The organism is Nocardia sp. NPDC058244 (assembly GCF_042882065.1).
Classification (GTDB): Bacteria; Actinomycetota; Actinomycetes; order Mycobacteriales; family Mycobacteriaceae; genus Nocardia.
The window spans coordinates 15,249-39,137 of the sequence record NZ_JBHVWX010000019.1 but is presented as its reverse complement, the minus strand read 5'-3'; the positions used below and the strand labels follow the sequence as shown (position 1 = coordinate 39,137).

General features: G+C 71.6%; 21 protein-coding genes. 11 read left to right on the top strand and 10 right to left on the bottom strand.

Going from position 1 to position 23,889, the window contains the following annotated elements:
- Nucleotides 1-127: 127 nt before the first annotated feature.
- From ACFVW6_RS34955 to ACFVW6_RS34940, 4 genes are all read right to left on the bottom strand, one after another.
- Nucleotides 128-640 (bottom strand): ubiquitin-like domain-containing protein, encoded by a 513-nt coding sequence (locus ACFVW6_RS34955; protein ID WP_387793722.1) that lies wholly within the window; start codon nucleotides 638-640, stop codon nucleotides 128-130.
- 165 nt (nucleotides 641-805) lie between these two features.
- Nucleotides 806-2,350 carry a precorrin-3B C(17)-methyltransferase gene (gene cobJ / locus ACFVW6_RS34950; RefSeq protein WP_387793720.1) on the bottom strand — a complete coding sequence of 515 codons (1,545 nt, stop codon included), beginning with the start codon at nucleotides 2,348-2,350 and terminating at the stop codon, nucleotides 806-808.
- On the bottom strand, nucleotides 2,347-2,982 hold the full coding sequence (locus tag ACFVW6_RS34945; protein ID WP_387793718.1) for a precorrin-8X methylmutase: 636 nt from the start codon (nucleotides 2,980-2,982) through the stop codon (nucleotides 2,347-2,349). Before ACFVW6_RS34945 ends, cobJ begins: the two co-directional genes overlap by 4 nt.
- Before the next feature lie 48 nt (nucleotides 2,983-3,030).
- Nucleotides 3,031-3,468, bottom strand: coding sequence for an Lrp/AsnC family transcriptional regulator (locus tag ACFVW6_RS34940; protein ID WP_218718291.1), 438 nt, complete (start codon nucleotides 3,466-3,468; stop codon nucleotides 3,031-3,033).
- Nucleotides 3,469-3,605: 137 nt separating this feature from the next.
- On the opposite strand from ACFVW6_RS34940, the gene ddaH reads away from it, so the two are divergent.
- Nucleotides 3,606-4,490: a dimethylargininase gene (gene ddaH, locus ACFVW6_RS34935; protein WP_387793716.1), complete on the top strand. Its 885-nt coding sequence runs from the start codon at nucleotides 3,606-3,608 to the stop codon at nucleotides 4,488-4,490.
- Between the two features lie 36 nt (nucleotides 4,491-4,526).
- Nucleotides 4,527-5,723 carry a low temperature requirement protein A gene (locus ACFVW6_RS34930; protein WP_387793714.1) on the top strand — a complete coding sequence of 399 codons (1,197 nt, stop codon included), beginning with the start codon at nucleotides 4,527-4,529 and terminating at the stop codon, nucleotides 5,721-5,723.
- 50 nt (nucleotides 5,724-5,773) lie between these two features.
- Here the strand turns inward: ACFVW6_RS34930 and ACFVW6_RS34925 are convergent, their stop codons facing one another.
- Together ACFVW6_RS34925 and cobG are read right to left on the bottom strand one after the other, a co-directional pair.
- The gene (locus ACFVW6_RS34925; RefSeq protein ID WP_387793712.1) at nucleotides 5,774-6,865 is read right to left on the bottom strand and encodes an RNA ligase (ATP); all 1,092 of its coding nucleotides are present in this window, start codon (nucleotides 6,863-6,865) and stop codon (nucleotides 5,774-5,776) included.
- Between the two features lie 79 nt (nucleotides 6,866-6,944).
- A complete protein-coding gene (gene cobG, locus ACFVW6_RS34920; protein ID WP_387793710.1) occupies nucleotides 6,945-8,135 on the bottom strand; it encodes a precorrin-3B synthase in 1,191 nt (396 codons plus the stop codon).
- A 118-nt stretch (nucleotides 8,136-8,253) separates the two neighbouring features.
- Between cobG and ACFVW6_RS34915 the strand changes: the two genes are divergently transcribed.
- The 6 genes from ACFVW6_RS34915 (at nucleotide 8,254) to ACFVW6_RS34890 (ending at nucleotide 16,905) form a co-directional block, all read left to right on the top strand.
- Nucleotides 8,254-8,922 carry a hypothetical protein gene (locus tag ACFVW6_RS34915; RefSeq protein ID WP_355284568.1) on the top strand — a complete coding sequence of 223 codons (669 nt, stop codon included), beginning with the start codon at nucleotides 8,254-8,256 and terminating at the stop codon, nucleotides 8,920-8,922.
- A 41-nt stretch (nucleotides 8,923-8,963) separates the two neighbouring features.
- The gene (locus tag ACFVW6_RS34910; RefSeq protein WP_387793708.1) at nucleotides 8,964-10,445 is read left to right on the top strand and encodes a MerR family DNA-binding transcriptional regulator; all 1,482 of its coding nucleotides are present in this window, start codon (nucleotides 8,964-8,966) and stop codon (nucleotides 10,443-10,445) included.
- A 191-nt stretch (nucleotides 10,446-10,636) separates the two neighbouring features.
- Nucleotides 10,637-11,119, top strand: coding sequence for a hypothetical protein (locus tag ACFVW6_RS34905; RefSeq protein ID WP_387793707.1), 483 nt, complete (start codon nucleotides 10,637-10,639; stop codon nucleotides 11,117-11,119).
- Between the two features lie 332 nt (nucleotides 11,120-11,451).
- A complete protein-coding gene (gene cobN / locus ACFVW6_RS34900; protein ID WP_387793705.1) occupies nucleotides 11,452-15,099 on the top strand; it encodes a cobaltochelatase subunit CobN in 3,648 nt (1,215 codons plus the stop codon).
- A complete protein-coding gene (locus tag ACFVW6_RS34895; protein ID WP_387793704.1) occupies nucleotides 15,096-15,947 on the top strand; it encodes an acyl-CoA thioesterase domain-containing protein in 852 nt (283 codons plus the stop codon). The genes cobN and ACFVW6_RS34895 overlap by 4 nt, the downstream gene beginning before the upstream one ends.
- 103 nt (nucleotides 15,948-16,050) lie before the next feature.
- Nucleotides 16,051-16,905: an acyl-CoA thioesterase domain-containing protein gene (locus tag ACFVW6_RS34890; protein ID WP_387793702.1), complete on the top strand. Its 855-nt coding sequence runs from the start codon at nucleotides 16,051-16,053 to the stop codon at nucleotides 16,903-16,905.
- On the opposite strand, the gene ACFVW6_RS34885 is transcribed toward ACFVW6_RS34890, so the two are convergent.
- Nucleotides 16,883-17,233 (bottom strand): hypothetical protein, encoded by a 351-nt coding sequence (locus tag ACFVW6_RS34885; RefSeq protein WP_365013044.1) that lies wholly within the window; start codon nucleotides 17,231-17,233, stop codon nucleotides 16,883-16,885. The genes ACFVW6_RS34890 and ACFVW6_RS34885 overlap by 23 nt on opposite strands.
- A 254-nt stretch (nucleotides 17,234-17,487) precedes the next feature.
- Entirely contained in the window at nucleotides 17,488-17,943 is a 456-nt protein-coding gene (locus ACFVW6_RS34880; protein ID WP_357345645.1) for a hypothetical protein, read from the bottom strand.
- Nucleotides 17,944-18,070: 127 nt separating this feature from the next.
- On the opposite strand from ACFVW6_RS34880, the gene ACFVW6_RS34875 reads away from it, so the two are divergent.
- From ACFVW6_RS34875 to ACFVW6_RS34865, 3 genes are all read left to right on the top strand, one after another.
- Nucleotides 18,071-18,940: an NAD-dependent protein deacetylase gene (locus tag ACFVW6_RS34875; protein ID WP_387793699.1), complete on the top strand. Its 870-nt coding sequence runs from the start codon at nucleotides 18,071-18,073 to the stop codon at nucleotides 18,938-18,940.
- Complete coding sequence (locus tag ACFVW6_RS34870) at nucleotides 18,937-19,314, top strand: DUF5655 domain-containing protein (protein ID WP_387793698.1); 378 nt, start codon at nucleotides 18,937-18,939, stop codon at nucleotides 19,312-19,314. The genes ACFVW6_RS34875 and ACFVW6_RS34870 overlap by 4 nt, the downstream gene beginning before the upstream one ends.
- Nucleotides 19,315-19,491: 177 nt before the next feature.
- Nucleotides 19,492-21,900: an MFS transporter gene (locus tag ACFVW6_RS34865; protein WP_387793696.1), complete on the top strand. Its 2,409-nt coding sequence runs from the start codon at nucleotides 19,492-19,494 to the stop codon at nucleotides 21,898-21,900.
- Nucleotides 21,901-21,939: 39 nt separating this feature from the next.
- On the opposite strand, the gene dmpG is transcribed toward ACFVW6_RS34865, so the two are convergent.
- On the bottom strand, nucleotides 21,940-22,968 hold the full coding sequence (gene dmpG / locus ACFVW6_RS34860; protein WP_387793695.1) for a 4-hydroxy-2-oxovalerate aldolase: 1,029 nt from the start codon (nucleotides 22,966-22,968) through the stop codon (nucleotides 21,940-21,942).
- A gap of 12 nt (nucleotides 22,969-22,980) precedes the next feature.
- On the bottom strand, nucleotides 22,981-23,889 hold the full coding sequence (locus ACFVW6_RS34855) for an acetaldehyde dehydrogenase (acetylating) (protein WP_387793693.1): 909 nt from the start codon (nucleotides 23,887-23,889) through the stop codon (nucleotides 22,981-22,983).

Genomic DNA, 23,889 nt, shown 5'->3' with positions numbered 1-23,889 from the left:
ATACCACACACACTTTCCAACGTGTATTGTTACGCGTGGGGGGCGCTCCCCACAACCACGGGTGGTGTGGGGGTGTGTCCGCCCGGCGCGGGGGGGGCCGGGGGGGGCCCCCCCCCCCGCGGGTCGATCAGCGCAGGGCGAGGGTGACGGTGTCGCCGTCGCCGAGCTGGTACTGCGCGAGCGGGGTGCCGTCGGCGAGCTCGACGTCACCGTCGACCAGCAGTCGCTGCTGCTCGGCGGGGATGCCGGTCTGCTCCGCGACGAGCGCCTTCAACGCGTCGACCTGCGCCGCTGCGTCGACGGTGACCGGGAAGCTCGCCCCGTCTGCGTTCGTGACCGCCAGCGTGAGGGACTCCGCGATCGGTGACGCGGGCGCGCCCGGCAGACCCGGAAGGCCCGGCAGGCTGGGGGCGGCGGGTGCCGCAGGAGCCGCGGGAGCGTCGGGCTCCGCGGAAGCGCCCGGTGCGCCGGGCAGCGCGGGGGCGCCGGGAATCGGTGGTGCGGGCTGCGCCGACGCGACGGCGGGAACGAGCAGGGCGGCCATCGGCGCGGACAATGCCGCCGTGGTCAACCCTGCCGCCAGCGCGCGGCGTAACGAGGTGGAGCGGGGGGAGCGACGTGCGTGGTGCTGAACTCTCATCGTGGTGAGTCCTTTCATCGTCCACGAGGACGCGTTGGGGAATCGAACCAGGAAACGAGATGTCACGCTGTGCCATGGCGGGCCGGGCCCGCCGCACCCCAGTGTGCCACCGGACACCCCCGATCCGGCTGACCTCGGGGGTGTCCTCGTGGCGGATCGCGCGGGCTAGACCGTCGTGCCGTACCGCCGCGAGGTGAACACGCGGGTGCCCTCGCTGGTCTGGAACGCGGCGGTGGTGGACGAGCCGATGATCAGCAGCGTCCGCATGTCGACCTCGTCCGGATCGAGCTCGCCGAGGGTGATCACCCGGACCGATTCGGTCGGCCCGCCGACATCGCGGCCGAGCACCACCGGCGTCTCCGGCGCGCGGTGCGCCAGCAGTACATCGCGCATGGCGCCGACCTGCCAGCGGCGCTGCGACGAGGCCGGGTTGTAGACGGCGATCGCCATATCGGCGGCGGCGACAGCCGAAAGGCGCTGGGCGACAACGTCCCACGGCTTGAGCCGGTCGGAGAGCGAGATCATCGCGTAGTCGTGCCCGAGCGGCGCGCCCACCCGGCTGGCGACCGCGTTGGCGGCGGTGAGGCCGGGCAGCACCCGCACCGGCACCTGCGCGAACTGCGGCTCGGCCGACACCTCGAGCACCGCGGCGGCCATCGCGAACACGCCGGGATCACCCGAGGACACGACCGCGACCCTGGCGCCCCGCTTGGCCAGATCCAGTGCCATGGCGGCCCGTTCGGACTCGACCTTGTTGTCGCTGGCGTGCCTGCGCTGTCCCGCACGGGCGGGCACGCGGTCGATGTAGGTGGTGTAGCCGACGAGATCGGTGGCCTCGGCCAGCGCCGCGGTGACCTCCGGTGTCGTCCACGCGGTGTCGCCGGGGCCGAGCCCGACCACGACGACCTCGCCCGGGGTGACGGGCTCGGCCGGGGCCGCGGCGGCGGAGGCGGCCCTGTCCCTGGCGGCGATCGGGGTGGTCGGGGTCGGGCCGGGCACGAGGGTGATCGCGAAGTAGGGCACGTCGGCCTCGTCGACGTCAGCGGCGGCCAGCACCCGTTCCCTGGTGCTGCTCGCGCGCTCGACGTAGTAGGCGTCGTCGAGCCGCCCCGCGTCCGAGAGTGCCTGGCGCACACCGGGATAGGTGCGGCCGAGCTTCATGATCGCCGCGGCGTCGGTATCACGCAGGCGACGGGTGAGCTCCTCGACCGGCATCGTGCCGGGGAGCACGGTGAGCACCTGCTCGCCCTCGACCAGCGGCGTGCCCAGCGCCGCCGAGGCCGCGCTGACGGAGGTGATCCCGGGGACGATCTCGGCCTCGAACCGGTCGGCCAGCCGGCGATGCATGTGCATGTAGGAGCTGTAGAACAGCGGGTCACCGGCGGCCAGCAGGGCGACCGAGCGCCCGGCCGCCAGGTGCACGGCGAGCCGGGCCGCGGCCTGCTCGTAGAACTCGTCGATCGCGCCCTGGTAGCCGCCGGGATGATCGGTGGTCTCGGTGGTCACCGGGTAGACCAGGTGCTCCTCGATCTGGCCCGCGCGCAGGTACGGCTCGGCGATCCCGCGCGAGATGCTGCGTCCGTGCCGGGCGCTGTGGAAGGCCACCACGTCGGCGGCGGTGATCAGGCGGGCGGCCTTCACCGTCACCAGTTCCGGATCGCCGGGGCCGAGGCCGATACCCCACAGTTTGCCGGTGTTGATCTCGCTCATTCCTGTTCGCTCGCGATCGCGTTGAGGGCCGAGGCGGTGATCGCGCTGCCGCCGCGACGGCCGCGCACGGTGAGGTATTCGACCCCGCCGAAGTCGATCAGCGCCTGCTTGGATTCGGCGGCGCCGATGAAGCCGACCGGGATGCCGATGATCGCGGCGGGTGTCGGTGCGCCCGCGTCGAGCATGTCGAGCAGGTGGAACAGCGCGGTGGGCGCGTTGCCGATGGCGACCACGGCGCCGTCGAGCTGATCGCGCAGCAGTTCCAGCGCGGCCACCGACCGGGTGTTGCCCAGCTCGGCGGCGAGCGCGGGCACCCGCGGATCGGTGAGGTTGCACAGCACCGCGTTGTCCGCGGGTAGCCGCTTGCGGGTGACGCCGGAAGCGACCATATTCGCGTCGCAGATGATCGGCTTGCCCGCGCGCAGGGCGGCGCGGGCGGCGGTGACCACGCCGGGGGAGTAGGCGATGTCGCCGGCCAGGTCGACCTGACCGCAACCGTGGATCATGCGCACTGCGACCCGCTCGACATCGGCCGGGAAACCGGCCAGCTCGGCTTCGGCGCGGATCGTCGCGAACGAGCGCCGATAGATCTCGGCCCCGTCGGTGAGGTAGCTGGTACGCACGTCGGACATGCCGACCACCCTAGAACCTGTGTCCGGCGGCGTTTCCGCCGCGGTGGCTCAGGTGCGCGGCCGTTCGAGGATGCGCGACATCACCAGCGAGCTGCGGGTGCGGCCGACGCGCGCGTTCTCCCTGATCCGCTCGACCGTCACCTCGATCTCGGCCATGTCGGTGGCCATCACGTGCACCAGTGCGTCGGCCTCGCCCGCGATCGTCCACACGCCCACGACCTGCGGGATCGGTTCCAGGGTGCGGCGCAGTTCGGCGGGGGAGATGTTGTCGCGGTAGTACACCTCCACATAGGCCTCGGTGGTCCAGCCCAGCGCCGCGGGATTGACCTGCGCGGTGAACCCGGTGATCTGCCCGCTGGCCACCATCTTGTCCACCCGCCGCTTCACCGCGGGCGCCGACAACCCGACCACCGCGCCGATCTCCTGGAACGAGGCGCGGGCGTGGGTGAGCAGGACCGACAGGATGCGGCGATCGATATCGTCCACGTCACTCCTTCGCCGATAGGACGCAAGATTTCTCCATTCTGACATCGAAATGCGCAACGAATCGGTGTTCCCCGTGCAACGCGCGCACATTTACCGTCGTAGCAACACGTCGATCCGCGCAGCCACCGGGAGTCCTGATGACCGCCGCAGCCCCCCTTCGCGCCACCACCTCCGCGCGGGTCGCCCCGGCGCCCGCGCGGGTCGCCACCCCGCGCCGCTATGTCATGTGCAGGCCCGACCACTTCGCGGTCGCCTACGCGATCAATCCCTGGATGGACCCCGCCGCCCCGGTGGACCGGGCGCGGGCGCTGGCCCAGTGGGAGATCCTGCGGGCGGTGCTCGAGGAGCACGGGCACACCGTGGAGACCGTCCCCGGCGAACCTGGCCTGCCCGACATGGTGTTCGCGGCCAACAGCGCGATCGTGATCGGCGGGCACGCGCTCTCGGCCCGGTTCGCCCACCCCGAACGGGCGGCGGAGGGTCCGGCGTTCCACCGCTGGTTCGCGGCCAGGGAACTGCGCGCGCTCGCCCCCGCGTCCGAGACCAACGAGGGCGAGGGCGATTTCACCTTCGCCGGGCAGCGGATCCTGGCCGGTGTCGGCTTCCGCTGTTCGCTGTCCGCGCACGCCGAGGTCGAGCGGTACTTCGACCTGCCGGTGGTGTCGCTGGAACTCGTCGATCCGCGGTTCTACCACCTCGACACCGCGCTGATGGTCCTCGACGACACCACCATCGCCTACTACCCGGCCGCGTTCGGCCCGGCCGCCCGCGATGTGCTGGCCGCGCTGTACCCGGACGCGATCCTGGCCGAGGAGAACGACGCGCTGTCGTTCGGCCTCAACGGCGTCAGCGACGGGCACCACGTCTTCCTCGACCCGGGCGCCACCGATCTGATCGCCGCCCTCCGGGACCGCGGCTTCGCACCGGTGCCGGTCGACATGTCCGAACTGCGCAAGGGCGGCGGCGGCGTGAAGTGCTGTGTGCTGGAACTGCACACGCGCCGCGACACGACCGCCGGGTAGCCAGGGGCAGCCCCGCGACGCCCACATACTGTCCGGGTGGCACACCCGGAGCAGACCACGGCGGAACGGCGAGCCAGCTGGACCGAGCTGTTCTTCGACCTCGTCGCCGTCGCGGGGATCGGCCAGCTCACGCACCTGCTGCACCGGGGCCCGTCGCTGAGCGAGTTCGGCCTGTACGCGCTGCTGTACCTGGCGTTCTGGGTAGTGTGGGCCTGCGTCACCGTGTACAGCAATGTCGCGGGCGAGCAGGCGCGCACCACCCTGGTGTTCGGCTGCATGTTCGGCCTGTGCGTGATGATGGCGGCCGTCGACGGGATGCCCGAAGACCACGCGAACGTCTTCGCCGCGATCTACGTGGTGGTCCGGATCGCGTCGTCCTCGGCGTGGGGGCGCGGCCAGGTGGTGGTGGACTGGCCGATCGCGCAGATCGGCTCCGGCACACTGCCGTGGCTGGTCTCGCTGTGGGTGCCCGCGCCGGGGAAGTTCGTGCTGTGGGGCGTCGGCCTGGCGATCGACCTGTGGGTGATGTTCACCGTCGACGCCGAACGGTTGATGCTCGACGCGCAGCGGCGGGTGCGCTCCCGGCTGCGCCGCCGCCGTCCCGGTCCGCCCCGTCCGCCGCGCCGTCCGCCGCCGCGACTGCGGATGCTGCACGCGGAGCCGGGACATCTGGGCGAGCGCCTCGGCCAGTATCTGATCATCGTGCTCGGGGAGGGCGTGATCTCGGTGATCGCGGCGGTGTCGGTGGAGGAGTGGACGGTGCCGGTCGCGGTGATCGGGGTGTGCGCGTTCCTGTGCCTGCTCGGCATGTGGGGTCTGACGCTGCACTACGGGTTCGTGCCCCGCATGATGGACGCCGCCACCCGCACGATCGATGTGACCCGGCACCGGGTGATGGCCACCCACTGCGCGCTGAGCGGGACCGTGGCGACCGTCGCGGCCGGCCTCGGCCTGGCGGCCGCGCACCCCTCGGGGCACCTGCCCACCGGCATCGGCTGGGTCCTCGGTGGCGGCGCCGCGGCCTTCTTCCTGGTCTGCGGACTGGGCGGGCTGGCCAGCGCGGGCCCCCGCTGGTTGCTGCGCTGGCCGCTACCGTGCCTGCTGGCCGCGCTGGTCCTGGCCTGGGCGGCACCGCATCTCGGCGGGATGTGGCTGGTGGTCGGTGTCATGGTCACGTTGACGGTGGCGGTCGTCTCGGAGACCTACCGCGCGCGTCGCCCGATCCCCGCGTGACGCGCGCGCCGGTGCGGATCACCGCACCGGCGCGCGAAAGCCACTGCCGGTCATTCGAATTCGGTGCCACCGTCGCGCAGCAGGTAGGCGTCGGAGACGATCTTGCCGATCGCGCGGCCGCCGAGGACGGCCGAGAGCCGCTCGGTCGCGGGGCGCACCACCAGGCCCTCCCGGATGTTCGCGCCCGCGCCACTGACGGTCTCGGTGCCCTCGGCCAGTGCCAGCAGCACCGCCGCGTCGTAGGGGCCCTCGTAGAGGACCGGCACCCGCGGTACGGCGAGCCCGAGTTCGTCGAGCAGCGTGCCGATCTCGGCAGGGTCCAGCCAGCGGACCGGTTCGCCGTCCCGGGCGACCGCGATGTCGAACAGGCCGTAGCCCAGCGACGCGTCGTGCGCGGCCGAGGCGCCGTAGTGCAGGTCCTGCACGCCCGCGCCGTACACCTCGCCGAAGAGGCCGATCCGGTCGGCGTCGAGCGCGGTGGCCAGCTTCCGGGCGGCCTCGTCGAGTCCGTGCGCCCGGATCGCCCGCCAGTACAGGTTGCCCTCCGCGGGGGTGAGCGACAGCGACTTCCCGCCGACGCCCTTGGAGGACACCAGGATCCGGTCCTCGGCCCGCACGTGGGTGAGCAGGCACGCGGTGCCGTGGATCTTCTCCGTCGCCACCACCGGTTCCCCCGCGGTGAAGATGCCGGGGAACCGTTTGATGTTCTCGACATCGATCCACCGCAGCAGCTCCGGCGCCGCCTCGACCTGCCCGGCCATCGAGACCGGTACCGGCGGCACCCATTTGGTGATCCCGAGCAGCTCGGCGAAGTCCGTGCCCGCGTCGGCGGCCGCCGCCAGGTCGACACCGTCGAGCGCGCCGGGCAGGCACACGATGCCCTGCGACACCTCCCCGCGCAGCCGCACCGCCTTCACCCGATTGCGCTGGGACCCCGCCAGTTTCCCGGTCAGCCCGAGCTCGGCGATGAGCGCGTCGGGCAGGACGGCCTGCTCCGGAATGTAGATCGCGTGCGCGCCGGTCGCGAACTGGCCCTTGGCGACGACGGCCCGGTACAGGCCGACCTGGGCCAGCTCGAGCCGGTCGGCGTTCGGATGGGCGTGGACGACCAGTCGTTCGGCCGTCACCTGCAATGTGGACATGGAAACCCCCTCGATGCGAGGTGGTCAGCGTACGAGTCGGCGTGCGCCGGAGTCGATCGAATTTCGCCGGGGGAGAACGTCAGTGGGTGTCGACGCGGTAGCCGTCGGGGGTGGCCACGACATCGGTGACCGGTCCGGTCGGACGGCCGCAGCGGCGCTCGCAGCCGGACCAGTGCTGGCGGCCCGCCACCGTGACGTCCTCGGCGGGGACCACGATCCGCGCGGGTTCCGGGGTACCGGACCGGACGCGGTCGCTCTCGACGGCGGCCGCGAGATCGGCGCGCACGTCGGTGCGTGACTTCGCGCAGCCGGGGCGGCCCGCGCAGGCGCTGACCTGCAACCACGGTGACTGCGCGTCGAAGATCAGGCCCATCGGCGCGAGCACCCGGACGACCGTCTCGGCGGGTCCCTCGTCGAGGTCGGTGATCACCAGGCTGCGCCACGGGGTCACGAAGACGGGGCGTTCGACGGCGGCGAGGAACTCCGCGGTCCGTGCGGGCAGCGTGCCGAGCGGCACCCCGGCGCCGAGGCTCACCAGGCCGTTGTCCTGGTCCAGCCAGCCGATCGGAAGATCGTGTGCCGCACCGAGTTCCAGTGGCGCGCCGGCGGGGGAGCGGTCCAGCGCCTCGACGACCCGCTCGGCGCCGCCGGGGATCTCGTGCAACCGCCACTGCCCGTCGTCGCCGGTGCCGCGCAGGTCGAGGAAGCCGCGCGCCGCGTCGAGCATCACCTCGACCGCCTCGCGCGCGCTGACCCGCAGCCCGGTGTCGGCGCCCGCGAGCAGCACGGCGAACTCGTCGGCGGCGACGGCCTGGATACCGATGTCGCCGCGCAGGGTGCTCACATCGCCGCGGCCGTCGTCCACGGTGAACAGCACCCGGCCGGGCAGATCCGCCAGCCGGGGATCGGCCCGCAGGCCCGCGTCGAGGTCGGCGGCGAGCCCGTGCACGTCCGCCCAGCCGCCGACCCGGCCCGACAGCGGGGACGCCACGATATTGCGGACCCGCTCGTGCGTGCGGCTGGGCAGCAGACCGGCGGCGCCGAGCCGATCGGCGAGCGCGGCGGCGTCACGGACCTGCCGCAGCTGGACGTTGCCGCGGGAGGTGAGTTCCAGAGCGCCGTTGCCCAGGTCGCGGGCCGCGTCGGCCAGGGCTTGCAGCTGCTCGGGCGCCAGCCGGCCGCCGGGGACGCGGATCCGCGCCAGCGGCCCGTCGGCGGCCTGGTGCAGGCGCAGGACACCGGGGCAGGAATCGGGGGTACTCCTGGTCATGATCCGTCCAGCCTACGACCGCCGACCGGCGCGCCGCCGTGAGGCGGTGCGGGTGGACGTCGCCTAGGGTGGGCGGGGAATCGTTCGCCGGTCGTTCGCCGACAGGAGAGGTCGCCGCATGTTGCGTGAATTCGTGGACAAGCGTGTCGTTCCCGCGCTCGACCGGGTCGCGCACGCGCAGACCGGCACGGTCGGCCGCTATGTCGACTGGCTCGAGCGCAGGCATCCGGAGGACGCGCCGGTGGAGACGTTGCGGCGGCTGTCGCGCCAGTACCTCGTGGTCGTCACCACCAGCGGTGTGCTGGTCGGCCTCACCGCCGCCGTGCCCGGGGTGGGCACCCTGCTGAGCCTGGCCGCGACCGGTGTCGACACCGCCGTGTTCCTGGAGGCGTCCTCGGTGCTGTCGGTCGGCGCGGCCGCGGCCTATGATCTCGATCCCGACGACCCGCGCCGCAGGTACCTGGTGTCGAAGGTCGTCCTCGGTGAGGCGGGCACGAAGGTGCTCGACGAGACCGCGGGGCACAAGACCGGTCAGTGGCTCGGGGTGGTCACCGACCACATTCCCGGCCTGGCGAGCATGCCCGACTCCCCGGCCAAACGCTTCATCGTCAACTACCTCGTGAAACGCACCCTGCTGCTGTTCGGCACCCTCGTCCCGGCCGGGATCGGCGCCGTCATCGGCGGGGTCGGCAACAACGCGCTCGGCCAGATGGTGGTCGCCAACGTCTACCGCAATCTCGGCACCGGTTCCCCGGAGATGGTCGCCGTGGGCACCACCCGCGACTGAGCGCTTGACCTTCGACCAGCTCGAACCCCGATGATGGCCGGGTGCCCGAACCCGACCTGCTCACCATCGGCGCCTTCGCCCGTGCCTGCGGCCTGAGCACCAGTGCCCTGCGCTTCTACGCCGACGCGGGTGTGCTCGTCCCCGCCGTGATCGACGAGTCCACCGGCTACCGCTACTACGCGCCCGGCCAGACCGGCCCGGCCCGGCTGATCCGTCGGTTGCGCGCCGCCGAGATGCCGCTGCCCGCGGTCGCCGCCGTCCTCGCCGAGCCCGACCCCGCCCGCGCCACCGAACTGGTCGACGACCACCTCGCCGAACTGGATCATCGGCTCCGGGCGGTCCACGCGGCCGCCGACGCGGCCCGGACTGCGGTGCGTACCGAGGTGACCCTCGGCCGGACCGGACCCGGCGCACGCCGGGGGCCGGTGGCGGGTGGCACGCTGGAAGGTCGGGCGTCGGTGGACGACGGCGCACCGATCGACGGCCGCGCTCAGGCCTGCGGTCCCGCGCTGGGGGACGGCACCGCGCTGGGGGACGGCACCGCGTTGGAGGGCGGCACCGCGCGGGTGACCGGCGCCGCAAGGGTGACCGGCAGCGCACCGGCGGAGGGCACCGGGCCGGGGTCGTCCGCGGACGACGTCCTCCGGGTGCGTGGCCCGCTGCTCGCGGCTGCCATCGACCAGATCGCGACCGCGACGGTCATCGATCCGAACCTGCCCGTGCTCAACACCATTCACGTCGAAGCGACCGCCCAGGACCTGACCCTCACCGCCACCGACCGCTACCGCCTGGCCACCCGCACCCTGCGCCCGTCGCAGCCGTCCGCCACCGCGTGGTCGGTCACCGTCGACGCCGACGATCTCCGTGCCGCCACCTCCTGGCTGCGCCGAACGCACACCGTCACGATCAGCGTGGAAGCCGCCCACATCGTCCTCGCCGCCGGCCCGGCCGGGCGCGCGGCAGCACCCGATGCCCGAGCTCGCGGCGGCCACCATCGGCCGGCGGAACCGGTTCGGCCGCGACCGTCGACCGATGATCACCGGCCCGCGGAGCGGGGAACCGCGGCCGACGAGCCCCGCGTGGGTGGCGCAGGCGATGCGGCCGGTGCGGATCGGCGGCGATGCCGCCGATCGACCGAGGACTTCCCCGACTACCGGGGAATGCTCACGGCGCTGCCCGCTGTCACCACCCGGGTGGTGCTGGGCCGGGCAGCACTGCTGGACGCGCTCGAGCGGACCGGCTCGTCCACGATCGCGCTGCACATCGATCCGGAGGGTGAGGTGCGGACTGCCGACGGCAAGGACACCCGGAGCCTGCCCGCGACCGTCACCGGCCCTGGCATGACGATCCACTTCACGGTCACCACCCTGTACCCCGCCGTCACCGCAGCGGTCGGCCCCGACGTGATGCTCGATCTCGCCGCCCCCTACCTCCCCGCCCGAATCCGCTCCGCCGACGACGGCGACCTACTGACCCTGGCCATGCCCTGCCGTCCCGCCCCCGCCGACGTGCCCGTCCGGTAACCACCGCGGGGCCCGCCCGGCCGCCCTCGGCCACCGGCCATGGCGATGTCGTCTCGGGCGCCCGACGGCATCGCGTCAACCTTGCGGCGGGCGCCGACCTCCACTGGCACTGCCACTGCCACGGCCGCTGCCATCGCCAACCCGCCACCGGCCGACCGAACCGCCTACCACCACCGACGAGGAGACCTCCGATGACCACCACCGACCCCACCATGGCTCGAATCACCCAGGGCGTCACTGACTTCCGCGGCGGTGATCCCGAGGGTGGGCGCACCGCATTGCTCGACGTCTGGACCGACATCGGCCCCATGGGCGACCCCCTGCACCGCTGCACCCTCGCCCACTACCTCGCCGACACCTACGACGATCCGGCCGAAGCCCTCGTCTGGGACGTGCGGGCACTGGACGCCGCCGACGCCCTCACCGACACCCGTCTGCGGGCCCACCACGCGGACCTGAACGTCGCCGGTTTCTACCCGTCCCTGCACCTCAATCTCGCCGACAACTTCCGCCGCCTCGGCGCGTTCCCCGCCGCCACCCGCCACATCGACGCGGCCCGCGAACGCCTGGCCACCCTCGGCGACGACGCCTACGGCACCCTCATCCGCACCGCCGTCACCGAGGTCGCCGCCGCGATCGCCGCGCGCGACACCACCCGCCGTCCGACCCACTGACAGCGATCGCCCCCGCGCCGTCGGCACCCGCCGCGACCAGGAACCGGGCGCGCCTGCGCACCGGCGACCGATCGCGTCACCCCTGATCAAGATCACTGCGTGCCGGTGTGGGCACCCTCCCGGGGGTTGCCAGCGCCGTTGCGTGGTGATCCGCCGAGCGCGGGCTGGAAAGTTGCGGTCGGCGGGCGGCCAGTACGATCGGGATGCTCGGCGGGCGTCGAGGAAACCGGTGGAAATCCGGTGCGGTCGCGCCACTGTGAACAGCCAGACCCTCTCCGGCGAGCACGACAACCGATCCCGATGGGCGCGTCACCCGAGGAAGGCCTCACCCTGTGATCCTGCTGCTGTCCACCTCCGACACCGATCTGCTCAGCGCCCGCGCGAGCGGCGCCGACTACCGGTGGGGCAATCCCGCGCGGTTGCTGGTGGATGACCTGCCGGGGTTGCTCGACGGCGCCGACCTGGTGATCGTGCGCATCCTCGGCGGCAAGCGCGCCTGGGAGGAGGGCCTCGAGGCCCTCCGGGCGAGCGGGGTGCCGATGGTCGCTCTCGGCGGCGAGATCGCCCCGGACGCCGAACTCATGGAGTGCTCGACGGTCCCGGTGGGCGTCGCGGCCGACGCGCACAACTACCTCGCCGCGGGTGGTGCGGACAACCTGCGCGAACTGCACAACTTCCTCTCCGACACGGTCCTGCTGACCGGCCACGGCTTCGAGCCGCCGGTGGAACTGCCCACCTGGGGCGAACTCGACCGCGCCGCCCGCATTCTCGAACCGCACGCCCCGACCGTCGCGGTGGTCTACTACCGCGCCCAGCATCTGGCGGGCAACACCGGCTACATCGACGCGCTGTGCACCGCGATCGAGGCCAAGGGCGCCCGCGCGCTGCCGGTCTACTGCGCCTCGCTGCGCACCGCCGAGCCGGAACTGCTCGCGCTGCTCGGCCGCGCCGATGCGCTCGTGGTGACGGTGCTCGCGGCCGGTGGCAGCAAGCCCGCCACCGCCTCGGCCGGTGGTGATGACGAGGCCTGGGACGTGGCCGCGCTGGCCGCCCTCGACGTGCCGATCCTGCAGGGCCTGTGCCTGACCAGCGGCCGCGCCCAGTGGGAGGACAACGACGACGGCCTCTCGCCGCTCGACGTCGCCACCCAGGTCGCGGTGCCCGAGTTCGACGGCCGCATCATCACGGTGCCGTTCTCGTTCAAGGAGTTCGACGACGACGGCCTGTCCACCTACGTGCCCGATCCCGAGCGCGCCGCCCGGGTCGCCGGGATCGCCGTGCGCCACGCCCGCCTGCGGCACATCCCGGCCGCCGACAAGCGGATCGCGATCATGCTCTCCGCCTACCCGACCAAGCACGCCCGCATCGGCAACGCCGTCGGCCTCGACACCCCCGCCAGCGCGATCCGCCTGCTCACCGAATTGCGCACCGCCGGTTACGACCTCGGCGAACCCGGCGAGATCCCCGGCCTCGACGAGCGGGACGGCGACGCGCTCATCCACGCCCTGATCGCCGCGGGCGGACAGGACCCGGACTGGCTGTCCGCCGAACAGCTCGAGGGCAACCCGATCCGGATCGGCGCCGCCACCTACACCCGCTGGTTCGAGTCCCTGCCCGCCGACCTGCGCGAGGCCGTGGTGGAGGCGTGGGGCCCGCCGCCGGGGGAGCTCTATGTCGACCGGTCCGCCGACCCGCAGGGCGAGATCGTCATCGCCGCACTGCGTTTCGGCAATGTGGTGCTGATGGTGCAGCCGCCGCGCGGCTTCGGTGAGAACCCCGTCGCCATCTACCACGACCCGGACCTGCCGCCGAGCCACCACTACCTGGCCGCCTACCGCTGGCTGTCCGCGCCCGACGGTTTCGGCGCCGACGCGATGGTGCACCTGGGCAAGCACGGCAACCTGGAGTGGCTGCCCGGCAAGACCCTCGGTATGTCGGCCTCCTGTGGCACCGACGCCGCGCTCGGCGACCTTCCGCTGATCTACCCGTTCCTGGTCAACGACCCGGGCGAGGGCACCCAGGCCAAGCGCCGCGCGCACGCCACCCTCGTCGACCACCTGATCCCGCCGATGGCACGCGCCGAGACCTACGGCGACATCTCCCGGCTCGAGCAGCTGCTCGACGAGCACGCCAACATCTCCGCCCTCGACCCGGCCAAGCTGCCCGCCATCCGCCAGCAGATCTGGACGCTGATGCGCGCCGCCAAGATGGACCACGACCTCGGCCTGGCCGAGCGGCCCGAGGAAGACGTCTTCGACGACATGCTGCTGCACGTCGACGGCTGGCTGTGCGAGATCAAGGACGTGCAGATCCGCGACGGCCTGCACATCCTCGGCCAGGCGCCCGAGGGTGAGATGGAACTCGACCTGGTGCTGGCCATGCTGCGCGCCCGTCAGCTGTGGGGCGGCGAGCAGAACGTGCCCGGCCTGCGCGAGGCACTCGGGCTCAGCGAAGCCGGTGACGAAGCCCGCGAGCGGGTGGACGTGGTCGAGGGCCGCGCCCGCGAACTGCTGGCGGCGCTGCAGGCGACGGACTGGGCGGTCGACACGGTCGAGCCGCTGGTCGCCGACTTCGAAACCGCGATCCTCGACGGGCACCGCGCCGCACCGGGTGACGGAAACCGCGATGCCGAGCGACTGGACAAGGTCGCCACCATCCTGCGGTTCGCCGCGACCGAGGTCGTGCCCCGCCTGCGCGAGACCGGCATCGAGATCGCCCGCGTGCTGCACGCGCTCAACGGCGGTTTCATCCCGGCGGGCCCCAGCGGTTCCCCGCTGCGCGGCCTGATCAACGTGCTGCCCACCGGCCGCAACTTCTACTCCGTCGACCCCAAGGCCGTCCCGTCGCGACTGGCCTGGGAGACCGGACAGGCCATGGCGGAATCCCTGCTGGCGCGCTACCTCGCCGACCACGGCGAGTACCCGAAGTCGGTGGGCCTGTCGGTGTGGGGCACCTCGGCCATGCGGACCTCCGGTGACGACATCGCCGAGGTCTTCGCGCTGCTGGGCGTGCGGCCGGTCTGGGACGAGGCCAGCCGCCGCGTCACCTCCCTGGCGGTGATCCCCCTCGACGAGCTCGCCCGGCCGCGCGTCGACGTCACCGTCCGCATCTCCGGCTTCTTCCGCGACGCCTTCCCGCACGTGCTCGCCCTGCTCGACGACGCGGTCCGCCTGGTCGCCGACCTCGACGAGCCCGCCGAGTCGAATTATGTTCGCGCGCACGCCCAGTCGGACCTGGCCGCGCACGGCGACACCCGCCGGGCGACCACCCGCATCTTCGGTTCCAAGCCCGGCACCTACGGCGCGGGCCTGCTCCAGCTCATCGACTCCAAGAGCTGGCGCACCGACGACGACCTCGCGCAGGTGTACACCACCTGGGGTGGCTACGCCTACGGCCGTGACCTCGACGGCGCCCCCGCCGCCGACGACATGCGCACCGCCTACCGGCGGATCGCGGTGGCGGCCAAGAACACCGACACCCGCGAGCACGACATCGCCGACTCCGACGACTACTTCCAGTACCACGGCGGCATGGTCGCCACCGTGCGCGCGCTGACCGGCAAGAACCCCGAGGCCTACATCGGCGACTCCACTCGCCCCGACGCCGTGCGCACCCGCACGCTCTCGGAGGAGACCGCCCGCGTCTTCCGCGCCCGCGTGGTGAACCCGCGCTGGCTCGAGGCGATGCGCCGCCACGGCTACAAGGGCGCCTTCGAGATGGCCGCCACCGTCGACTACCTGTTCGGCTACGACGCCACCACCAATGTCGTCGCCGACTGGATGTACGAGAAGCTGTCCGAGAGCTACGTCTTCGACGACGTGAACCGCAAGTTCATGGAGCAGTCCAACCCGTGGGCGCTGCACGGCATCGCCGAACGCCTGCTCGAGGCCGCCGAGCGCAAGCTGTGGGAGCACCCGGAGGCCGAGACGCTGGACAAGCTGCGCCAGGTCTACCTCGAGACCGAGGGCGAGCTGGAGTGAGCACCGAGCAGTCCGCCGCCTACTTCCGCCGCGACGGCGAGGTGTACACACCGACGTCGTGGGGCCGGAGCCTGTGGGCCGAGGGGCTCCTGTCCGGCCCGCCGGTGTGCGGACTGCTCGCCCGCGAGATCGAGAACCGGTACCGCACCGGGGAATTCGTGCCCGCCCGGTTCACCGTCGACCTGCACCAGCCGGTGCCTGCGGTCGCGCTGACCGTCGACAGCGAACCGACCCGCGACGGCAACCGGGTGCGCGCGGCGCAGGCGGTGCTGCGCGCCGACGGCGTGGTGGTCGCGCGGGCCTCGGCGGTGCTGCTGAAACGCTCGGCGCAGCCGCCGGGCGCGGTGTGGCGCGAGGTGCGGCGGCCACCGCTGCCGCCGGCGGAACTGCTGGCCGCGGTCGCGCCGACCGTGCACCTGTTCGACAGCGACGGATCCGGCGACGGCTGGTCGGTCGAGATCTCCCGGCACGAGAACGACACCCGCAAGCGCAAGTGGGTGCGCGGCATCCCGGTGGTCGCCGGGGAGCCCGGGTCGCCGTTCGTTTTCGCCGCCATGGCGGGCGAGCAGGCCAGCCTGGTGACCAACTGGGGCACCGAGGGCATCGGCTTCATCAACACCGACGTCTCGATCACGTTCTCGCGGATGCCGATCGGCCCGGAGATGGGTATCGAGGCGGGCAACCACCTCAGCCACGACGGCATCGCCGCCGGCTCGGCCGCGCTCTACGACGCGGACGGTGAATTCGCGGTGTGCACCGTGTCGGCCGTCGCCAACGAGCGCAGGCAGATCAGCGGCGCGGCCATCGACGCCTACATTCCGCAGCGCGGTGGCAGGCAGCACGCCTGAGCTGCCGGACTTGCCGGAAAACTAGAACGCGTTCTACTCTGATCGTGGTGCGTGGGCGCACCACGGCACTCCGGTGCCGACCGCAGGGCAGAAGAGAGTCGCAATGAGCACTTCTCCGGCGTACTTCACGCAGGACGACGGCGTTTTCCAGCCCACCCGCTTCTCGATGAGCCTGTGGGCGCCGAGCACGCTGTCCGGTCCGCCGGTGTGCGGGCTGATCGCCCGCGAGGTCGAGGCGCGCTACTGCGGCGACGGGTTCGCGCCCGCCCGGCTGACCGTCGACCTGCACCGGGCGGTGCCCGCGGTGCCGCTGACCGTGCACAGTGAGCTGGTCCGCGACGGCAAACGGGTCCGCGCGGTGGCGATCGTGCTGCGCTCCGGTGGTGAGCCGGTGGCGCGGGGCAGCGCGCTGCTGCTGAAGCGGTCGACCCAGCCGCCGGGGGAGGTGTGGCGGCCCGAGCGGGAACGGCCGCTGCCACCGCGCGACGCGCTGGCCACCGTGGACGAGGCCATGCACCTGTTCGGCAGCGACGGCAACGGGTGGTCGGTGAAGATGACCGAGCATCAGAACGACGCCAGGAAGCGCAAGTGGGTGCGCAATATCCCGGTGGTCGCCGGGGAGGAGTCCTCCCCGTTCTGCTTCGCCGCCATGGCAGGGGAGCAGACCAGTCTGGTCACCAACTGGGGTACCGAGGGCATCGGCTTCATCAACACCGACGTCTCGATCACGTTCTCGCGCCTGCCGATCGGGCTCGAGATGGGCATCGAGGCGGAGTCGCACCTCAGCGACGACGGCATCGCCGCGGGCGCCGCGGTCCTCTACGACGCCGAGGGCGCGTTCGGGATCTGCACTACCACGGCACTGGCCAACGAGCACCGGCAGATCCACGGCTCGGTCATCGACACCCTGTCCGAGGAGTTCGCGCTGACCCAGGTCACGCCGGATCGAGGCCGCTGAACGCCAGCCCCACGGTGGTCGCGCACAGCACGAACCCGGCCGCGGTGGTGGTCAGCAGGTAGCCGAGCGCGATGAGCCGGGCCGGTGGCAGCAGCGCCAGCAGCAGTGCCGGGGTCAGCAGTGCCGCCAGGGTGAGCGCCCAGCTGAGCCAGTACGAGGTCTGGATGGGCTCGATCTCGGCGAACGCGATCGTCCGCGGCACGGGCACCTGCCAGGCGTCCTGCACCGCGAATGTCGCGGGGACCAGCACGAACACGGCGACGAACAGTCCCGCCGCGATTCCCCATCCCGCCCGCCATCTGACCTGCCCCGGCACCGCTGCACTCACCCGCCCACACACCTTCCCTGCCACCCGGTCCACCCACTGCGCCGTGCCCCATGCTGCCTCGAGTGGTCCCCGCCCGCGCGCAACCACGCGCCGTGTCCTCGGCTCCGATCAGTCGCGCCGTGGCCCGGACCAGGCTGTTTCCTACGCGCGACGGCCGACGCGCGCTCGCCTAGGTGCCGGAAGCGGGGTCGTCGCGAACGTGGGCCCGGCCGCGGCGCCGCGACCGAACAGGCCACGGAGCCGATCGAGCGCGCTCACGCCGGAACCAGTGTCACGATCAGCTCGTCGGCGATCGACTCCGCCTTCACCATGCCCTCGCCGAGATACAGCGTGGCGGCGCGCGGTCTGCCGTCGGGCAGCGGCACGACCGAGACCGCGTCCACCCGCCGACCGGCGAGCGCGTCGTAGGGCGGTTCGTCGGTGACGTCGAACGCGGTGTACTTGCCCGAGGCGGCGACGTATTCGATGTTCACCGGGTCGACCAGCGGTTCGAACGGGTCTCGCCACGGCGCGGCGCCGATCCGCAACTCCGCGCCGTCGACCCCGGCGTCGAGGAGCAGGGTCGCACCGTCGTGGAAGGTGAACTCGATCGGCCCCTCGGTGCGGTCGATGTCGTCGCCGAGGACGTAGAACATCCGGCGGACGGCGATGATCGTCCCGTCGACCGCGGCATTGAGCGCGGCGCGGCCGGATTCGTCGATGTCGGACACAGGCTTCCTCCCCGGGCGGATGAGCCATCATGTCGCCGCACCGGCGCGCCACGCAACTCCTCCTCGGCGTGTTCACCGCCGCGACCCGGCCGGCGGCCGCGCGCCCCGCCGCTCGTACAGTGGATTCATGGTGGATCCCACCCCGGACGACACCGCGGCGGCGGTGGAGCGCGCGGCCGAGCTGCTGGCCGGGCGCCGCGTCGTGGTGATCTCCGGTGCCGGGCTGAGCACCGACAGTGGCATCCCCGACTATCGCGGCCCTGATTCCCCGCCGCGCACCCCGATGACCTATCAGCAGTTCGTGGGTGACGCCGAGTTCCGGCAGCGCTACTGGGCCCGCAACCACCTCGGCTGGCGGCGGATGGACGCGGCCCGGCCGAACCAGGGCCACCGGGCCGTCGCCGCGCTCGAACGCGCAGGCGTGGTCTCCGGCGTCATCACCCAGAACGTGGATCTGCTGCACACCAAGGCCGGGGCGCGGCGGGTGATCGACCTGCACGGCACCTACGCCCGGGTCTGCTGCCTGCGCTGCACCGCGATGATCTCCCGCATGACGCTGGCCGAACGGCTCGAGGCCGCCAATCCCGGTTTCGCGGAGGATGTTTCGGCGACCGGCATCGAAGTGGCCCCCGACGCGGACGCGGTGGTCACCGACACCGACCGCTTCAGGATGCTCGACTGCGCGCGCTGTGGCGGCCTGCTCAAGCCCGACATCGTCTACTTCGGGGAAACCGTGCCCGCCGAGCGCGTGGCCGCGGCCTACGCCCTGATCGACGAGGCGGGGGCGGTGCTCGTCGCCGGATCGTCACTGACGGTGATGTCGGGGCTGCGCTTCGTGCGCCGGGCGGCGAAAAACGGTGTGCCGGTGGTGATCGTCAATCGGGGTGCCACCCGCGGCGACGAGCTGGCCGCCGTGCGCATCCACGCGGGCTGCTCGGAGACCTTGCGCGCCTTCGCCGAACGGCTCGCCGTACCCGGCGTTCCCGCGAGCCGATGAGCGATTCCGTCGAGGACGCGATCGCCACCTTCTTCGCGGGCAAACCGCATTCCCACGAGATCTTCACGGTGCTGCGGGAATTGATCGCGGCCAACGGTCCCGCGGAACTGTCGGTGGCTTCGCAGATCGGGTTCGGGGTCGCGCGCAAGTTCGCGTGGGTATCGCTCTACAACGTCACCGGGCGGAATCCGGAAGGCACCGTGCAAATCATGCTCGCGATCGATGCCGAAATCGCGGGCCCACCGGTGTATCGGGTGAATCAGGTCGGCCGGGTGCGGTGGAATCACCTGGTCGTCGTGCATTCCCTGGCCGAAGCGCGGGCTCGGGAACTGCGAGTTCTGATCGCCGCGGCCTATCGTTTCGGTGCGAAATGATCGGTCACTTGATCCCTCGTTGACGGCGGCGGATTCGACGTGGGTAAGCTCTGCCCACCAGTGCATGAAGAGTTCCACCCGCGGCGCAAAGTTTTCCTCGCAGCGGGGTTGTCGGCCCTCGTGTGGGCCGCATGATCGACCCCCAACTTGCCAGCCGATCAGAACCAGGGCTTTTCCATGACCGATACCGTCGTTGCCGAACCACGCCTCACGCATCGCCAGACGCTCACGATTCTGTCCGGCCTGCTACTCGGGGTGTTCCTCGCCGCGCTCGACCAGAACATCGTCAGCGTCGCGATCGTCCGGATCGCGAACAGCCTCGACGGATTCGACGAACAGGCCTGGGCGACAACGGCTTATCTGATCACCGCCACGGTCACCACCCCGCTCTACGGCAAACTCGCCGACATCTACGGCCGCAAACCGTTCTATCTGCTGGCGATCGCGTTGTTCGTGCTCGGGTCGGCCGCCTGCTGCTTCGCGACCACCATGTACCAGCTGGCGGCCTGCCGCGCCTTCCAGGGGCTGGGCGCCGGCGGGCTGATGTCGCTGGCGTTCACCATCGTCGGCGATATCGTGCCCGCCCGGGAGCGGGTCCGCTACCAGGGCTATTTCCTCATGGTGTTCGGCATCGCGACGGTGCTCGGCCCGGTGGTCGGCGGGTTCCTGTCCGACTACGAGAGTCTCGGCGGGATCGAGGGCTGGCGCTGGGTGTTCCTGGTGAACGTGCCGGTCGGGGTCCTGGCGTTCGTCGTGGTCGCCAAGGTGCTGAATGTGCGCCACGTCCGCCGGCCCAGCCGGATCGACTGGTTCGGCGCGCTCACCCTCGTCGTCGGGGTGGTGCCGTTGCTGATCGTGGCCGAACAGGGCCGGATGTGGGGCTGGACCTCGCCGAAGTCGTTGCTGTGCTACGGAATCTGCGCGGGCGGGCTGCTGCTGTTCCTGATCGTCGAGTTCGTCATGAAGGACGCGGCGCTGATCCCGCTGCGCCTGTTCCGCAGCCGGACGTTCAGCATCGCCATCCTCGGCGGGTTCCTCGTCGGCGTCGCGATGTTCGGCGCGATCACGATGGTGCCGCAGTATCTGCAGGTGGTCCGTGGTTTCTCGCCCACCGAGGCGGGTCTGCTGATGCTGCCGCTGGTGCTGGGGATCATGGTCGGCGCCCAGCTGTCGGGGCTGATCACCAAGGCCACCGGGCGCTACAAGGTGCTGCCGGTGCTCGGGGCGCTGATCCTGGCGATCGGCTGCGCCCTGTTCGCCCGGGTCGGCTACGACGGGCCGCTGTGGCAGCCCCTGGCCTACAGCGCGATCATGGGATTCGGCCTCGGCGGCTGCATGCAGACGCTGATCATCGCCGCGCAGAACGCGGTGGCGCGCACCGAGATGGGCGTGTCGACGGCGGCGGCCACCTTCTTCCGGCAGCTCGGCGGCACGCTGGGCGTCGCGGTCTTCCTGACCGTGCTGTTCGACCGGCTGCCCGGCTCGATCCTGGCGGCCTTCGGCGGCAGCCTGCCGCCGGGCCTCGACGCCGCCGGTCTCGACGCCCTGCAACGCGACACCTCCGGGATCGCGGGGCTGCCCGACGCGCTGCGGGTGCCGATCCTCACCGGATTCACCGACGCCATGCAGGGGGTGTTCCTGCTCGCCGCCGATCTCGCGGTGGTGGCCTGCCTGGTGCTGGTGTTCATGAAAGAGATTCCGCTGCGCGAGGATCCGGTGCCCGAGGAGGGTTCCGACGGCACCCTGCTGCGGGATGTGAGCCTGCACGACGCGCACGAGATGGTCGATTCGCTGCGGCCCGCCGCGACCGGTCGGGTCATCGCCGGACTGTTGCGCCGCGACGACTCCCGTCCGGTGCCCTCGGCCACGCTCACGCTCATCGACCAGCACGGGCACCAGGTGGCGCGCGGCAACGGCGACGCCGACGGCGCCTACGTCATCGAAGCGCCCCAGCCCGGCAACTACGTCCTGATCGCCGCGGCGGCGGGTCACCAGCCCGAGGCGGTGAGCGTGTCGATGGGGGAGCGGGCCCTGCACGTCGACCTGATGCTCGTCGGCGCGGGCGAACTCACCGGCATCGTGCGCTCGGCCCGGCGCGGCGAACCGCTGCTCGGCGCGACCGTGACGCTCACCGATCCCGAGGGTGACGTCGTCGGCGCCGCGATCACCGGCGAGGACGGCGCGTACGTGTGCCGTGACGTCGTCAGCGGCACCTACACGCTGGTCGCGGTCGCCGACCACATGCGCCCGTCGGCGGTCGCGCTGACCGTTCCCGAGACGGGCTCGCTGCACCACGACATCGACCTGGAGCCGATGGCCATCCTGGTCGGCTCCGCCTGGGTGGACGGCGACCGCCCGGTCGCCGACGTGCAGATCACCGTCCTGGACGCCGGCGGCGACCCGGCCGCCACCACCCGCACCGACGACAAGGGCCAGTACCTGGTCCCCGACCTGCCCGAAGGCGAGTACACCGTCGTCGCCCGCGGCTACCCCCCGGTCGCCAGCCAGGTCTCGGTGACCCGCGGCGAGATCACCCACGACGTCACCCTGGGCTACGACACCGAGGAGTCCCTGCACCAGCGCTGAGCCGGGTGCCGCGGCGGATTGCCCCGCGGCACCCGGGGGTTACGCGGTGGCTTCGCGCTGGAGTTCCAGGGCGATGTCGATCAGCTGGTCCTCCTGGCCGCCGATGAGCTTGCGCTCACCCGCGCGGACGAGCAGGTGCGCCGCGGAGACGCCGTAGCGTTCTGCTTGGCGTTCGGCGTGGCGCAGGAAGCTGGAGTAGACGCCGGCGTAGCCCATCATGAGGGCTTGGCGGTCGAGGAGGCATTCCGACGGCATGGCGGGGCGGACGACGTCTTCGGCGGCGTCGGTGACGGCGAAGAAGTCGACGCCGGTCTTGATGCCGAGTTTGTCGCAGACGCCGATGAAGGCTTCGACGGGCAGGTTGCCCGCGCCTGCGCCGAAGCGGCGGGCGGAGCCGTCGATCTGGGTGGCGCCGGCGCGCACGGCGTAGACCGAGTTGGCGACGGCGAGGCCGAGATTCTCGTGGCCGTGGAAGCCGACCTGGGCGTCCTCACCGAGCTCGGCGACGAGCGCGGACACCCGGTCCGAGACCTGTTCCAGGACAAGGGCACCGGCCGAGTCGACGACGTAGACGCACTGGCAGCCGGCATCGGCCATGATCCTGGCCTGCTTCGCCAGCGCCTCCGGCGGCTGGCTGTGCGACATCATCAGGAAGCCGACCGTCTCGAGACCGAGGTCGCGGGCGAACTTGAAATGCTGCACCGAGACATCGGCCTCGGTGCAGTGCGTCGCGACACGGCAGATCGAGGCGCCATTGTCCTGAGAGATCTTGATGTCTTCCTTCACGCCGACGCCCGGCAGCATCAGGAAGGCGATCTTGGCCTGCTTCGCCGACTCGGCGGCAGCCTTGATCAGTTCCTGCTCAGGGGTTTTCGAGAACCCGTAGTTGAACGAGGAACCGCCGAGGCCGTCGCCGTGGGTGACTTCGATGACCGGGACACCCGCGCCGTCGAGGGCGGTGACGATGTCACGGACCTCGGTGGTGGTGAACTGGTGGCGCTTGTGATGCGAGCCGTCGCGCAGGGAGGTATCGGTGACGCGGATGTCGAGATCAGCTGAGAAAACCATGATGTGAACTCCTTACACCCGAGCCGAGATGATCTGATCGGCCAGCACGTCGCCGACCTTGGTGGCCGCGGCCGTCATGATGTCGAGGTTGCCCGCGTACGGGGGCAGGAAGTCGCCCGCGCCTTCGACCTCGACGAAGATCGACACCTTCGCCAAGCCACCGGACACCAGCGACGGGTCGTCGAACTGCGGGTCGTTGAGCAGGCGGTAGCCGGGCACGTACTCCTGGATCGACTTCTCCATCCGGAAGATCGACTCGGCGATCGCGTCGCGGTCGGCGTCTTCGGGGATGGCGCAGAAGATGGTGTCGCGCATGATCATCGGCGGCTCGGCCGGGTTCAGGATGATGATGGCCTTGCCGCGCTGCGCGCCACCGATGGTCTCCACACCCTTGGAGGTGGTCTTGGTGAACTCGTCGATGTTGGCGCGGGTACCCGGACCGGCCGAGACCGAGGACACCGAGGCCACGATCTCGGCGTAGGACACCGGCACGACCCGCGAGACCGCGTTGACCATCGGAATCGTGGCCTGGCCACCGCACGTGATCATGTTGACGTTCGCCGCGTCACGCAGCGAGTCCAGGTTGACCGGCGGGATCACGGCCGGGCCGACCGCGGCGGGGGTGAGGTCGACGGCACGGATGCCCGCGGCCTCGTACTTCGGCGCGTAGGCCCGGTGGACGTAGGCGGAGGTGGCCTCGAACAGCAGGTCGGGCTTCTCGTCGAGGGCCAGCAGCCAGTCCGCGCCCTCGGCGGAGGTCTCCAGACCCAGCCCGCGTGCCCGCTTGAGTCCTTCGGAATCGGGGTCGATGCCGATCATCCAGCGCGGCTCGATCTTGTCCGAGCGCAGCAGCTTGTAGAGCAGGTCGGTGCTGATGTTGCCGGATCCGACGATCGCGGCGGTGACTGTCCCGTTGGACAC

What these genes read in the sequence shown, in the direction of transcription:
- cobJ (WP_387793720.1), bottom strand. Translation starts at nt 2,350, where the DNA reads ATGAGCGAGATCAACACCGGCAAACTGTGGGGTATCGGCCTCGGCCCC.
- dmpG (WP_387793695.1), bottom strand. Translation starts at nt 22,968, where the DNA reads ATGGTTTTCTCAGCTGATCTCGACATCCGCGTCACCGATACCTCCCTG.
- ACFVW6_RS34890 (WP_387793702.1), top strand. Translation starts at nt 16,051, where the DNA reads ATGAGCACTTCTCCGGCGTACTTCACGCAGGACGACGGCGTTTTCCAG.
- ACFVW6_RS34865 (WP_387793696.1), top strand. Translation starts at nt 19,492, where the DNA reads ATGACCGATACCGTCGTTGCCGAACCACGCCTCACGCATCGCCAGACG.
- ACFVW6_RS34915 (WP_355284568.1), top strand. Translation starts at nt 8,254, where the DNA reads ATGTTGCGTGAATTCGTGGACAAGCGTGTCGTTCCCGCGCTCGACCGG.
- ACFVW6_RS34925 (WP_387793712.1), bottom strand. Translation starts at nt 6,865, where the DNA reads ATGTCCACATTGCAGGTGACGGCCGAACGACTGGTCGTCCACGCCCAT.
- ACFVW6_RS34955 (WP_387793722.1), bottom strand. Translation starts at nt 640, where the DNA reads ATGAGAGTTCAGCACCACGCACGTCGCTCCCCCCGCTCCACCTCGTTA.
- ACFVW6_RS34905 (WP_387793707.1), top strand. Translation starts at nt 10,637, where the DNA reads ATGACCACCACCGACCCCACCATGGCTCGAATCACCCAGGGCGTCACT.
- cobG (WP_387793710.1), bottom strand. Translation starts at nt 8,135, where the DNA reads ATGACCAGGAGTACCCCCGATTCCTGCCCCGGTGTCCTGCGCCTGCAC.
- ACFVW6_RS34870 (WP_387793698.1), top strand. Translation starts at nt 18,937, where the DNA reads ATGAGCGATTCCGTCGAGGACGCGATCGCCACCTTCTTCGCGGGCAAA.
- ACFVW6_RS34875 (WP_387793699.1), top strand. Translation starts at nt 18,071, where the DNA reads ATGGTGGATCCCACCCCGGACGACACCGCGGCGGCGGTGGAGCGCGCG.
- ACFVW6_RS34945 (WP_387793718.1), bottom strand. Translation starts at nt 2,982, where the DNA reads ATGTCCGACGTGCGTACCAGCTACCTCACCGACGGGGCCGAGATCTAT.
- ddaH (WP_387793716.1), top strand. Translation starts at nt 3,606, where the DNA reads ATGACCGCCGCAGCCCCCCTTCGCGCCACCACCTCCGCGCGGGTCGCC.